General features: G+C 42.4%; 12 protein-coding genes and 1 tRNA gene. 3 read left to right on the top strand and 10 right to left on the bottom strand.

Features of this window, described 5'->3' with window-relative positions; genetic code table 11:
* Nucleotides 1-160 precede the first annotated feature (160 nt).
* Nucleotides 161-700 carry a methylated-DNA--[protein]-cysteine S-methyltransferase gene (locus BAZ21_RS02740; protein ID WP_068496809.1) on the bottom strand — a complete coding sequence of 180 codons (540 nt, stop codon included), beginning with the start codon at nucleotides 698-700 and terminating at the stop codon, nucleotides 161-163.
* Between the two features lie 392 nt (nucleotides 701-1092).
* Nucleotides 1093-1812, bottom strand: a complete 720-nt coding sequence (locus BAZ21_RS02745) for a type 1 glutamine amidotransferase (RefSeq protein WP_068496811.1) — start codon at nucleotides 1810-1812, stop codon at nucleotides 1093-1095.
* Between the two features lie 405 nt (nucleotides 1813-2217).
* Here BAZ21_RS02745 and pdxR point away from each other — a divergent pair, with 405 nt between their 5' ends.
* A complete protein-coding gene (pdxR, locus tag BAZ21_RS02750; protein ID WP_068496813.1) occupies nucleotides 2218-3648 on the top strand; it encodes a MocR-like pyridoxine biosynthesis transcription factor PdxR in 1431 nt (476 codons plus the stop codon).
* A gap of 69 nt (nucleotides 3649-3717) precedes the next feature.
* Here the strand turns inward: pdxR and BAZ21_RS28380 are convergent, their stop codons facing one another.
* Both BAZ21_RS28380 and BAZ21_RS02760 read right to left on the bottom strand, forming a co-directional pair.
* A complete protein-coding gene (locus tag BAZ21_RS28380) occupies nucleotides 3718-4047 on the bottom strand; it encodes a hypothetical protein (protein ID WP_141694933.1) in 330 nt (109 codons plus the stop codon).
* A gap of 106 nt (nucleotides 4048-4153) precedes the next feature.
* Nucleotides 4154-4238, bottom strand: a tRNA-Leu gene (locus tag BAZ21_RS02760).
* 379 nt (nucleotides 4239-4617) lie between these two features.
* Here BAZ21_RS02760 and BAZ21_RS02765 point away from each other — a divergent pair.
* The gene (locus BAZ21_RS02765) at nucleotides 4618-5082 is read left to right on the top strand and encodes a GNAT family N-acetyltransferase (RefSeq protein WP_068496818.1); all 465 of its coding nucleotides are present in this window, start codon (nucleotides 4618-4620) and stop codon (nucleotides 5080-5082) included.
* Here BAZ21_RS02765 and BAZ21_RS02770 read toward each other — a convergent pair.
* Nucleotides 5033-5548 (bottom strand): GNAT family N-acetyltransferase, encoded by a 516-nt coding sequence (locus BAZ21_RS02770; RefSeq protein WP_068496820.1) that lies wholly within the window; start codon nucleotides 5546-5548, stop codon nucleotides 5033-5035. The two genes, BAZ21_RS02765 and BAZ21_RS02770, sit on opposite strands and share 50 nt — an antisense overlap.
* 31 nt (nucleotides 5549-5579) lie before the next feature.
* The gene (locus BAZ21_RS02775) at nucleotides 5580-6095 is read right to left on the bottom strand and encodes a hypothetical protein (protein WP_068496821.1); all 516 of its coding nucleotides are present in this window, start codon (nucleotides 6093-6095) and stop codon (nucleotides 5580-5582) included.
* Nucleotides 6096-6393: 298 nt separating this feature from the next.
* On the opposite strand from BAZ21_RS02775, the gene BAZ21_RS02780 reads away from it, so the two are divergent.
* Complete coding sequence (locus tag BAZ21_RS02780) at nucleotides 6394-6726, top strand: hypothetical protein (RefSeq protein ID WP_256019493.1); 333 nt, start codon at nucleotides 6394-6396, stop codon at nucleotides 6724-6726.
* A 315-nt stretch (nucleotides 6727-7041) separates the two neighbouring features.
* On the opposite strand, the gene nspC is transcribed toward BAZ21_RS02780, so the two are convergent.
* The 4 genes from nspC to BAZ21_RS02800 all read right to left on the bottom strand — a co-directional run bounded on the left by nspC (nucleotide 7042) and on the right by BAZ21_RS02800 (nucleotide 12323).
* Nucleotides 7042-8181, bottom strand: coding sequence for a carboxynorspermidine decarboxylase (nspC, locus tag BAZ21_RS02785; protein ID WP_068496824.1), 1140 nt, complete (start codon nucleotides 8179-8181; stop codon nucleotides 7042-7044).
* Between the two features lie 8 nt (nucleotides 8182-8189).
* Nucleotides 8190-9389 carry a saccharopine dehydrogenase family protein gene (locus tag BAZ21_RS02790; protein WP_007429757.1) on the bottom strand — a complete coding sequence of 400 codons (1200 nt, stop codon included), beginning with the start codon at nucleotides 9387-9389 and terminating at the stop codon, nucleotides 8190-8192.
* A gap of 249 nt (nucleotides 9390-9638) precedes the next feature.
* Nucleotides 9639-11519, bottom strand: a complete 1881-nt coding sequence (gene htpG / locus BAZ21_RS02795) for a molecular chaperone HtpG (RefSeq protein ID WP_068496825.1) — start codon at nucleotides 11517-11519, stop codon at nucleotides 9639-9641.
* 192 nt (nucleotides 11520-11711) lie between these two features.
* Nucleotides 11712-12323 (bottom strand): SMI1/KNR4 family protein, encoded by a 612-nt coding sequence (locus BAZ21_RS02800; protein WP_068496827.1) that lies wholly within the window; start codon nucleotides 12321-12323, stop codon nucleotides 11712-11714.
* Nucleotides 12324-12455: the final 132 nt, after the last annotated feature.

A 12455-nucleotide genomic window follows, 5' to 3' on the forward strand; every position in this document is an offset into this window, starting at 1 on the left:
AGTTCACAAAAGAACCACCGTCTCTGCTAACAAGATTCGTGGTTCTTGATTGTTGTTTGAGTCCCATCTTCTATAAACGACTTTGTTGTGTTTGCCGGGAGCCAAAGCTCTGACGGGGTGCAAGAAAAGGAAGGATTGCCGCAATCATCATATAGCATGATTAGAGCGCAGTACCCCTAGTAGGTGTAAAAAACTTCGACATATCTACGCCTTCATGTTCAAGTAGTTTGATTTTTTTATCTATGCCTCCAGCATAACCTGTCAGGCTCCCATTCGCCCCTACAACCCGATGGCAGGGAATAATAATAGAGATTGGATTATGGCCCACAGCTCCACCGACTGCTTGACTTGACATGCTTGCCTTGTTCGTTCGAGAAGCTACAATTTTTGCTATTTCCCCATAAGTGATGTATTTCCCGTATGGAATCTCACAAAGAATATCCCATACCGCTTTACGAAATGCACCGCCATTCGGCGCTAGGGGCAAATCGGAAATCGCTGGATTTTGACCAGTAAAATACTTGTCCAACCAATCTTTCGTTGTATCCAAAACAGGTAAATCACATTTTTCAGTCATTTCTTCCGTCACAGGACCTCCAAAATACTTTTGTCCCTCTAGCCATAGGCCAACAAGATTTTGACCATCACTCGCTAGCGTAATCGAACCTACAGGTGATGAATATTGTGTCGAATAATACATATTTTCCTCCTAGAACTAAGTATAATTCACAACGAATTTCACAAATTAATAGTTGCATAACTGCGCCAAGGATGCCATGCCACTGCCAAAGCTAAGATTTCTTTCGAATTATGAGGCGCAAGTGCTTTTTTTACCCCATAATCTGTATGTGGGAAAGCATCCGTCACAAAAACTGAAATCTATACTGCCCCAGTACCGCACGAACTGTCATCTCAAATGGTTGAAGATGTTCTTACAGACTTATGGTAGCGAGCACCCTATCCTGGGTAGAACTAGAAAAGAAGCAGCTCTATAGCCACTGCTTTTCTACTTTTTTTGTAACGTTTTACTTATTTGAGTTCATAATTGATCCAGATTTACAACGATTCATATATATCGGTATATTCCCAGTGCTATTTCTCCAGATATTTAGCATTAAATTTATCCAAAAAGACAAACAGGTGATTATTCATTGTGGTATAATCATTTTTCCTTAATTCATCTGGTTGCTGAACAAAACGTTTGTTTTTGTCCCCAGCCAATTCCTCTTCTGAATGTGCGATCAAAAGCTCAATCAATTCAGGATTGAACTCCATGTGACATTGAAATCCATACACAAATTCTTGGTATCTTACAATTTGTCTTGGGCAACCTTCGCTGAATGCTATCACTTGGCTTCCTTCTGTTAATCCAGGCATGTCATTATGCCAATGTCCTACAACACTGGTATTACCGAAATGAGAAAAGAACTCTATCTTCTTCCCTTCATCCGTAAATGTTATCGGGAAACAACCAACTTCTTTTTCAGGACTATGCTCATATCTCGCCCCAAGGGCTTCCCCAATGAGCTGGGCTCCCAAACAAACTCCTAATACAACCTTGTTGGATTCCACGCACTTCTTAATCAGGGCCACTTCTGAAGCCGCATCAAAGTGTGGACACATTTCAATGGTTGTGCTTGGGGATTGCGGTCCACCCATTACAATTAACAAATCAATTTCCTCTACCGAATGAGGAAGCTGCTCACCATTATAGACCCTTGAATAGCCAACGCTATGTCCTTTTGCTTCGGCCCATGTGAGAAAAGCGCCTGGCCCTTCGAAAACTTCATGAATAAGAAAATGGATGTGCATATGAGAAATTCCTTTTCATCTTTAATTTTGTATGTTCGTTCATCAAATTCATAACCTTTATTCTATAGAAGAAATACAATCTAAACTTTGTCATTTTCAAATAAATGCCCTTTAAGTATAGCAATTATTTGACCGCTAGAAACGGTCCAAAAATAGTATTTTGAACAATCCTTTTCATCCGTCACCTCCGTGGATTTTTTTGGGGACCGCACATGAATCAGAAGAGAATATAATATCCAACGTGAAGTGTGCCGGATCACCATAGCCGCCTTGATCGATCTGACAGTTTGCCAAAATAACTTTGTGCATGTTAGTATATTCACTAATGGATTGTTAGTGATATAAAAAAATACATGTTTTATGTAATCCATACTTCATTGTTGGATCGTATCCGAGGTGAAACCGATGTTGACAGTAAACCGAAATGATAAACAGCCGATTTGGCAGCAATTACTCGACCAAATGATTCATAACATTACAACCGGGAAATGGCCTCCTGGTGAATTATTGCTTCCTTCTCGTGAACTCGCCCAATTGGTTGGGGTTTCGCGTTCAACGATTCAGATTGTATATGAGGAATTATTCAGCCGCGGGTACACAGTAACATCCCGCCGAAGCGGTACAAGAGTCAGTAATTGGGCGCATGTGCCTCATTCACCAGAAGAAGCATCCCCCCAAGAACCTACAACTCCTGAAATACCAAAAATAAATATTGATGTAAGTCATTTATACAACTGGATCAGAGGCAAAAAAGACCAAAAGGTAGAGATCGATTTTAGTCCTCATGAGCCGTATTTGGATGATCAATTCCAAAAAAAATGGAGGCAATCTTTTCTACAAGCCTCCTCAGTAACAGACTTGGACAATTGGGCATACGGTGACACCTATGGGCTTGTATCATTACGCGAGCAGATTCGACGTTATTTATCACTTGAGCGAGGCATCCACGTGGATCTCGACCAAATCCTTTTAACTTCAGGCGCACAACATACTCTCGATTTGATCGCTCAGGGTCTTCTACAAGAAGGGGATACCGTATCGATAGAAGACCCCGGCTTCCCTGTTTCCTGGTTGACAATGAACTATCGACATATGGATGTTGTTCCTGTTCCAGTGGATACTTACGGGCTGCAAGTTGATCGTGTTGACCCTCAATCCAAACTTGTTTTTGTAACACCCGGACACCAATGTGCAGTTGGAGTCATCATGTCAGAACCCCGCAGGCAGCAATTATTACACATGGCCGCACAACATTCATTTTGGATTGTCGAGGATGATTATGATAGCGAATTTCGCTATCGGGGTGACCCGCTTCCAACGTTATTCAACCAGCAACCGCAAAACACATTGTATATGATGAGCTTTTCAAAATTGGTTGCCCCCGGTATTCGTATATCGGCCATTGTTGGTCCTAAAGAAGCCATTCGCCAGCTTTCCCAAATTCATGAATTAACCTATCGCCAGCTTCCCATTATGGAACAATTAACGCTTGCTCATTTTATTGAGCACGGTCATTTCATGCGGCATATGAGAAGAGTGCGAAATGTATATCGGCGTAGACACGAGGCCCTGACGAAAGCCATTATTGCGACAGATCTGGACAAACGCTTCCAATTAAGTGGTGTAGAAACTGGATTGCATATGCTTCTTGAAGCTGAAGCATCATTTGATGAAGAAATGGTAACGAATCAGGCACTTGAAAAAGGGATTCGCATTTATCCCCTTAGCACATATTGTTTGGAGAGCAATCGAAAAGGATGGGTACTGGGCTTCGCCAAGGTTAATGAGGTAGCCATTGAAGAAGGTATTGATCGGCTAGCAGAAATGCTGACATAACATATCTTCCATTTTGCATAAATCCATCGGTAGACTTCTTTTAAACGTTGTACTTCATTTTATAATTCGTCACAAATAAAGAACAAGCCATGCGTACACGAGCTTCTTTGTCACACGGCCTGTTCTTTTTTCATCGGTCAATACCTCGTTTGTTCTTCCGCTGGCAAATACGCTACCCTTTTGGAGCAATGATTCTCTGGACAGGAAATCTAGCCCATTGCAGGCTTCGTCCAGAATCAATAGTTTGGGAGAGGCCATCAAGACGCGTGCAATTAGCAGTCGCCTTGGTTTGCTCTTTTTGAAGGTGTTGGTTATAACCCGAGATGCGTGCAGGCCACTAATAACAAGGTGCTGCGTGGTTTCATTCAGATGAATTTGCTCCTGAAAGGATGATATCATATTGAGTTTCACGCGACATAGAAGGTTACGATCTTTGACTCTGCAACCAACATAAAAAAGGTGCGCAATTGCCTAAGCAACTACGAACCATGTTTGTAAGGTATGATGCGGTCGAGAGGACTCGAACCTCCACGGGGGGTTAGCCCACACGGACCTGAACCGTGCGCGTCTGCCAATTCCGCCACGACCGCATGCTATGTATGAACACCGATGTTTTCAACCACCGTAATTAAGATTATATCTCTCATCGACCATAAAATCAAGGATTTTTTATATTATATTTTTTATAAATGATCCCTGAAAATATACAAAAAAACTGGATGTCACACACCATTTATGGTAAGATGAACGCATCAGGAAAGGAGGTGCGTCAACATTAGTAATCACATGTTGAGCGTATCCCTTACCCGGTCCGCTATTTTCTAATTTTCAGAGTTAGTGGAGGCGCGGGATACGGATCAAGGCTTTAGCCAAGCGCCACGGGTAGAAAGACCGTCCACGGACGGTCTTTTTTATTTCCAGCATAGTAGCTATCGAATAAAGTTACATACTGTGAACAGAGGCGATACCGTGTCTATTAGACCAGCGAGCGTAGAAGAATTCAAGGATTTGGCAGCCATCTGGCTGGAAGCTTCCATAGAAGCCCATCATTTTATTGCTCCTTCATATTGGACATCACAAGTTACCGAAATGGAGAACAAGTACCTTCCCCTCGCTCAAAACTACGTTATTATGCAGGATGATCATGCGATTGGCGGCTTCGTTTCCATGATCGATGGATACTTGGCAGCGCTTTTTATACGTGTTGGTTCTCAAAGAAACGGCTATGGTAAATTGCTATTGGACTGGGTCAAGAAGCAGCATGATGAAATTCAATTAATAAAGGTATACCAATCGAACACGAAAACATTCAACTTTTATACTAAAAATAGATTTATCATTCAAGAGGAAGCTGTTGGTTCTGAAATGGGTGAAAAAGAGTTTGTCATCGTTGGGAGTTCAGCCCGTAAACCTCGGTATATAAAAGCTGTTTAAACGGAGCAAACTCCTGTTCTGACAGCGCATCTGGATAACTCATAATTTGAAGCCGCAAATCAGCCTGCCCTTCTCTTAAAGGAGGCTGTACATATTCAAACTGATTCAGATGAAACCCCAAACGTTCATAAAAACGTATTCTTCTCCGAGTCCATTCATCTACTGGCGGCTCAACCTCCAGCACTACCAGGTTATCAGACTCTGAGATGAACCTGCTCATGAGCTTTTTACCCAGCCCGCCACCACGTATACTCGAATCCACCGCAATATGCTCGACAAACCGAAAATGCGTAAATTCCCAGCCCGCCAAAAATGCAACTGTATGGTCTTGCTCATTCTTTTCAGTAAGGATGCGATAGCTAGGATGCTTCAATAAAGCCTTTTGTGAATCAAACGTCCTGCATTCTGATGCTGGAAAAGAAGCTTCCATGATCGCATATATTTCAGAGAAGTCGTGTTCATTCATTTTATGATCTCCAGGCTCCTTTCCCCTAACTCTAAACCTTGTTCAATTCCATAAGCGTCAGCAAAATATGTTCCAGCAACTCCGGGATATCCTCCATCTGTTCTTCGTTTATTTGCCTGGAAAAGCGGAGTTCAATCCTGTTGTGATATGTAGATGTCTTCTCTCCATAAATCTGGCTGAGCGTTTGTACAGGCCGAAGATCAGGCTTCCAAATTTCGCTCAGTATATCCTCTATTCGGCTGCATTGCGTCTCAATCTCATGAATCTCCTTATTAAAACGCAGCAATAAGCTACATCCCGGAATTTGATCTTCGATTTCTAAAATCTCTGCTGCCAGGTTGCTTAAATCTGCTTTTAAGCGAATTTCTGCTGTCACACCCGAGTGTCCCTTCAGTCTGAACTGTACGCCAAATTCACGCGACATCACGGACATTTCCAATCTATCGATCCGCTGCGTAATTTCAATACGGGAATCCAGATTATCCAGATCGTAAACCGCATTTTCCATAGCCACTTTTAAATTATCAAAAACGGTCGGATCGAACATATATTTTTCACCTCTTTCTATCGCCCCATTTTATTTATCGAAACAACATTAATAGTTTACCAATTAAATAAGTATACCATACATTATATGCATCCAAGAAATTCAAGCGATTTTCCATAAAAGGGCTTCATTTAAAACATAAAACAATGACTTTGTAACAAAATATTCTATTTTATTGATAAATACACCTTTTTATTCTTCCATTTCCCTGGTAAATGATATACAATTATCCCTGAAAAAATTACCAATAAATTCATATATATGAATGTATATTCCAAAAAAAAGAGGGGATTTATTCATGAAAAAAACGTTGTTAGCTTCATTAGGTTTGGGACTTATCCTAAGCTCTTCTGCAGGTGCGGTTTCAGCCGAAAAAGCAAATCCAGTACCAGTAACAAAAGAATCAACTCTTGCCTCTGTAGTTGAATATAACGAGCAGGAGCCAAATGATTCTTTTGAACAAGCTAACGAGCATGGAAACTATTATTTTATAGGTGATGCTGTCGTTGGAACCCTTGGTAAAGAGGTACAGGGAAGCTGGGAAGCCTACGATGTATTTAAAATTATGGCTTCTAGATCAAACGAAATCTTGTTTACAATTCAGGGCGACAAATATCCTGATCTTGGTTAGAACTAACTCTTTACGATAGTAATGGTACTAGGATTAAACGATCAAGAAACGGTCAATATTTTTTAAATGCAGATCTTGAAAAAGGTAAGGATTACTACCTAGCTGTCACTGTACCGGGACTTCAGCCTGGAGGAAATGTATTTAACTATAGAGTCTTTTCTGAAGTTGTAAGGTAGAACTATGTTAAGATACATGTAAAACTCCTGTATAAAATTCAACTACACCAAAAAGCCACGCCCCATCTCTAGGGCGCGGCTTTTGGTAGTTCAGTTATTTCATTCATTATGGCTCAGTTCGTTTCATAACGTCTAGAGCTTACGACAAACGTGAGCTAAAGTCCTCGTAGGAGAACTGGCGGATCACCTTAATGCCTTCTTCGTCGTTATAGCTGGCGATAGCCGGCAGGTTGACTCCGTTAAACATGTGGTTTTTGACCATCGTGTAATGGGCCATGTCGCAGAATACAAGCTTGTCTCCAGGCTTCAATGGCTCCTTGAACGAATAGTCTCCAATCACATCTCCGGCCAGGCAGGTAAGACCACCAAGTCTGTAGGTGTACGCATGCTCACCAGGCTTGCCTGCACCAATGATATTCGGGCGGTATGGCATTGCCAGCACATCAGGCATATGACATTCAGCCGAAGTATCCAGAATGGCAATATCCATTCCGTTTTTCATCGTATCCAGGACTGTGGCAACCAGATATCCGGTATTCAGAGCGATAGCTTCGCCCGGCTCCAGATAAACCTGCACTCCGTATTTATCCTGAAAATATTGAATACAGCGTACCAGCGTGTCCAGATCATAGTCTTCTCTCGTAATATGATGACCGCCGCCAAAATTGAGCCATTTCATCTGCTTAATGTATGGACCAAATTTCTCATCCACAACTTTAATGGTGCGCTCCAGCGTATCTGAATTCTGTTCACACATCGTGTGAAAGTGAATACCGTCTACGCCTTCCAGTTCCTCAGGCTTAAAGTTAGCCAGGGTCACACCCATTCTGGAGTTGTTGTAGCAAGGATCATACAGCGGCGTTTCGATTTCCGAATATTCCGGATTCACCCGAATTCCGATGTCGATTTTTTTGGAAGTTACGCCTTGCACTCTGCCTTTGAACCGTTTCAGTTGATCAAAGGAGTTGAAAACGATATGGTCCACATACTCCAGCAGCTCATCAAATTCACGGTCCACATAAGCAGGTGCGTATACGTGAACCTCCTTATCCATTTTTTCGCGACCGAGTCTTGCCTCGAACAACGAACTGGAGGTTACGCCTTTTAAATATTTGCCAACCAGAGGAAAGGTCGAAAACATCGAAAATCCCTTAAGAGCGAGCAGAATACTGCAGCCTGTACGTTCTTGAACGGAATTTAAAACCTCAAGGTTTTTGACAAGAAGTCTTTCGTCAACAAGATAACAAGGTGATGGAAGTCCGGTAATATCAATATTCATCGCAGACCTCAATCAAGCAGCGTTGGCGTAAAGTTCTCTTGCCATGGCAATCCGTGTTTATTCAGTGCTTCCATGAATGGATCTGGATCAAATTCCTCAACGTTGTAAACGCCTGGTTTCTTCCAGATGCCTTTAATAATAAGCATAGCACCGATCATGGCAGGAACACCTGTTGTGTAGGAAATGGCTTGGGAGCCAACCTCTGCATAACATTCCTCGTGATCACAAACATTGTAAACATAATATGTTTTAGGCTTTCCATCTTTGACGCCCTGGATGATACACCCAATGTTCGTTTTACCTTTCGTTCTTGGTCCCAGAGAAGCCGGGTCCGGCAAAATGGCTTTCAGGAATTGCAGTGGAATGATTTGTTGTCCTTCATACTCAATAGGCTCTATGGAAGTCATGCCTACGTTTTGAAGTACATTCAAATGATTCAAATAATTGTCCGAGAACGTCATCCAGAAACGGATTTTTTTCACGCCTTTAATGTTCACTGCAAGAGATTCCAATTCTTCATGGTACAAAAGATATATGTTTTTCGGTCCAATTTCAGGAAGGTCATATACCTTTTTCTCAGAAAGCGGCTCAGTTTCAATCCACTCTCCATTTTCAAAGTAACGGCCCTTCGCCGTAATTTCGCGAATATTGATTTCCGGATTAAAATTAGTTGCAAAAGGATATCCGTGGTCCCCTGCATTCGCGTCCACAATATCAATCGTATGAATTTCATCAAAATAATGCTTTTGGGCATAAGCCGTAAATACTCCAGTCACACCTGGATCAAAACCGCTGCCCAGCAGAGCTGTAATTCCCGCTTTTTCGAATCTTTCTTTGTAGGCCCATTGCCAGCTGTATTCAAACTTCGGCGTATCCGGCGGTTCATAGTTCGCCGTATCAACGTAATGAACACCTGTCTCAAGGCAAGCATCCATTATCGTCAAATCCTGATAAGGGAGAGCCACATTGATAACTACATCCGGTTGAAAGCTTCGAATCAAGTCAATGACCATGTCGGTGTTGTCAGCATCAAGCTGAGCCGTTTGTATCCTAGTACGACCTCCACCCAGCTTCTCTTTAAGCGCATCGCATTTCTCAACAGTTCTGCTTGCGATACAAATTTCTTCAAATACATCTGGGTTTTGGCAACACTTATGCACCACAACGCTGGCCACGCCACCGGCGCCAATAATCAATGCTTTTCCCAAAATAAATAACCTCCTTATTCCATACGCTAATCGCTAATCATTCTTGCAAACAAAATGATTATAAAGACATCCCACCAAATAATCAAGAAAAACGATAATTTGCTGTGTCAAAATTCACATCAGCATGTCACAAAAATTTTACAAACCCCAAAATCAGGAATAAAAATGCAGCAAATAGTGTCCACAATGTTTCATCATGAATAAAGCCGCCCCCGGTGCGGGAACGGCTTTGTGCAGAATAAAAATTTGTTAAACCATGATTTTGCAAATATCGTTCGTAAATTCAACCGGATCTTGCAGCGGCAAGCCTTCGATCAGCAAAGCTTGATTATACAGCAAAGCCGTATAGAGGTTTACCTTCTCCTTGTCCTCGGCAAAAGCCTCTTTCAAAGAGTTAAACACCGCATGGTTTACGTTGATTTCCAGCACTTTATTTGCTTTGACATCGGCGTTATTCGGCATGGCGTTCAAGATTTTCTCCATCTCAATCGTCACTTCGCCGTCTGCGGACAGACATACCGGATGCGTCTTCAAGCGTTTGGAGGCTTTGACACTGGATACCTTGCCCTCCAGCAAGCCCTTCATGTACTCGAACAGCTCTTTATTGTCATTTTGCTCCGCTTCTGTTGCTTTCTCATTTTCGTCAGTCTCAATGCCCAAATCGCCACTCGAGACGGATTTGAATTCTTTCTCTTTGTAGTTTAAGAGCATTTTAATAGCGAACTCATCAATGTCGTCGGTGAAGTACAAAATTTCGTAGCCTTTGTCGGCTACCATTTCGGTCTGCGGCAGCTTTTCAATACGCTCGTTGGACTCCCCGGAAGCATAATAAATATACTTCTGCTCCTCAGGCATCCGAGATACATATTCATCCAGTGTAACCTGCTTTTTCTCTGTAGAAGAGTAGAACATGAGCAAGTCCTGAAGAGTCTCCTTATGGCGGCCATAATCGTTGTAGACACCAAATTTCAATTGTCTGCCAAATGATTTATAGAATTGGTCATATTTTTCCCGGTCATTTTTGAGCAGGGTCAGCAGCTGGCCTTTAATTTTGCTTTCGATATTCTTGGCAATCAGCTTCAGTTGGCGGTCGTGCTGCAACATTTCTCTGGAAATGTTGAGCGACAGGCTTTCGGAGTCGACCATGCCTTTAACAAAGCTAAAATAATCCGGCAGCAGATCAGGAGATTTTTCCATAATCAGCACGCCGTTGGCATACAGTTCCAGCCCTTTTTCATATTCCTTGGAGTAGAAATCAAACGGGATATTTTCGGGAATAAACAGAATAGCCTGGTACACCACCGCGCCGTCCGCACTAACATGGATATGCTGGAGCGGCTTGTCGTAGCCATAGCGTTTTTCCGCGTAGAAATTTTGATAATCCTCGTCGGTCAGCTCGCTTTTGTTCTTTCTCCAGATGGGAACCATGCTGTTAATACGCTGTTCCTCTTCGTAATCCTCGAACTCGTTATCACTGCCTTCTTTCGGACGTTTGCCTGTAACATCCATTTTGATCGGATAGCGGATAAAGTCAGAGTATTTCTTAATCAGTGCCTTTAAACGATACTCGTCCAAATATTCGTCGTAGGACTCATCTTCGGTGTTGGCTTTGATTTTCAAGACAATCTCGGTTCCGACCTCATCCTTCTCGGCCGACTCAATGGTATACCCGTCAGCACCTGTGGATTCCCATTTGTAGGCAGTATCGCTACCCAAGGCCTTTGTGGTCACTGTAACAACATCCGCCACCATGAAAGCCGAATAGAAGCCGACACCGAATTGACCGATGATGTCATGACCGTCCTTGGATTCATTTTCATTTTTGAATGCCAACGAGCCGCTTTTAGCAATGACGCCCAGGTTGTTTTCCAGCTCTTCCTGGGTCATGCCAATCCCGGTATCACGCAAAGTTAACGTTCTATTTTCCTTATCGGCAGTTACTTTAATATAGTAATTTTCCTTGTCAAAGACCAACTGATCATCTGTCAGTGCTTTGTAATAAATTTTGTCAATGGCATCACTAGCATTGGAGATCAGCTCTCTTAGGAAAATTTCCTTTTGCGTGTAAATCGAGTTAATCATCATTTCGAGCAGACGCTTGGACTCAGCCTGAAACTGTTTTTTCTCCATTCTGATATCTCCTTTCAGATATAAACCTATGTAGGGCCAGCGGATATGAGCTATGCAAACGATTCAATTTGTTAGCACTCCCATCATTTGAGTGCCAGCCTACCTTTTTTTATAACATTCCTTATTTTTTATGTCAATATCATAGTTAGGTGTACAGTAAAATCCCATTCTAGGGAATCGTTAGTCTATGATCTATTTAAACATGACGTTAAACATTTCAACAGAAGAGGGGAACAGTCCTTGCACATAAGGAAGCAGGTTTTTTCTGATCCGCAGCTCGTCCTCGTCCAGATGCTTTAAATCCTCGTGATAGAACCAGACAATAGGATAATCGCCGTCCTTATGTCTGCTGCCTGCATTTAAACAAACAGGGCCCTGATCATCCTCTGCAATCGCAAATGGAATATAGCCTGATGACAGCAGCGGTGACCATTGATTGATCAGATCATAAAATGCCTTTAGGCCTTGGCCCACAGGCAAGGGTGGAAACTCTACAAAGGTACAGTCGCTCCAGTATACCCCCGGTATGGATTCATTATCGAATTCCAAAGTCACATAATGGTAGGACATAATGAAGCTTCTCAGCAGGGGCGGCAGCTCAAAATGGTAGGTTTGCTCAAGCTCCCGAACCTCCTCTTCTGTAATCTGCGAAGGAAGAGGCTTCCACTTGATCCACCCTTCCTTGTCAACGACCCCGTCACGCATTTCGAAGGGGACATTCTCTACCATCTCCATAAAAAGTGCTTCATCCATCTGTGCAAATAACTCCTGCATGGATGCGCGCATACCCGCTTTCTTGTCCATGTCCTTGCACCTCTTTCCTCTCAATTGGCATGATGACGTGCTACCATGTGTTTTTAAGTTCAGCTTATCAGAATTTGCTATTTTCATCATTTGCGGAATATTAGTATTACCAGCGCAATGGCTCATGGTTAC

The sequence above is a fragment of the Paenibacillus kribbensis genome, assembly GCF_001705305.1.
Classification (GTDB): Bacteria; Bacillota; Bacilli; order Paenibacillales; family Paenibacillaceae; genus Paenibacillus; species Paenibacillus kribbensis_B.

What these genes read in the sequence shown, in the direction of transcription:
- BAZ21_RS02775 (WP_068496821.1), bottom strand. Translation starts at nt 6,095, where the DNA reads ATGTTCGATCCGACCGTTTTTGATAATTTAAAAGTGGCTATGGAAAAT.
- BAZ21_RS28380 (WP_141694933.1), bottom strand. Translation starts at nt 4,047, where the DNA reads ATGATATCATCCTTTCAGGAGCAAATTCATCTGAATGAAACCACGCAG.
- BAZ21_RS02745 (WP_068496811.1), bottom strand. Translation starts at nt 1,812, where the DNA reads ATGCACATCCATTTTCTTATTCATGAAGTTTTCGAAGGGCCAGGCGCT.
- nspC (WP_068496824.1), bottom strand. Translation starts at nt 8,181, where the DNA reads ATGAATATTGATATTACCGGACTTCCATCACCTTGTTATCTTGTTGAC.
- BAZ21_RS02800 (WP_068496827.1), bottom strand. Translation starts at nt 12,323, where the DNA reads ATGGACAAGAAAGCGGGTATGCGCGCATCCATGCAGGAGTTATTTGCA.
- htpG (WP_068496825.1), bottom strand. Translation starts at nt 11,519, where the DNA reads ATGGAGAAAAAACAGTTTCAGGCTGAGTCCAAGCGTCTGCTCGAAATG.
- BAZ21_RS02780 (WP_256019493.1), top strand. Translation starts at nt 6,394, where the DNA reads ATGAAAAAAACGTTGTTAGCTTCATTAGGTTTGGGACTTATCCTAAGC.
- BAZ21_RS02770 (WP_068496820.1), bottom strand. Translation starts at nt 5,548, where the DNA reads ATGAATGAACACGACTTCTCTGAAATATATGCGATCATGGAAGCTTCT.
- pdxR (WP_068496813.1), top strand. Translation starts at nt 2,218, where the DNA reads ATGTTGACAGTAAACCGAAATGATAAACAGCCGATTTGGCAGCAATTA.
- BAZ21_RS02740 (WP_068496809.1), bottom strand. Translation starts at nt 700, where the DNA reads ATGTATTATTCGACACAATATTCATCACCTGTAGGTTCGATTACGCTA.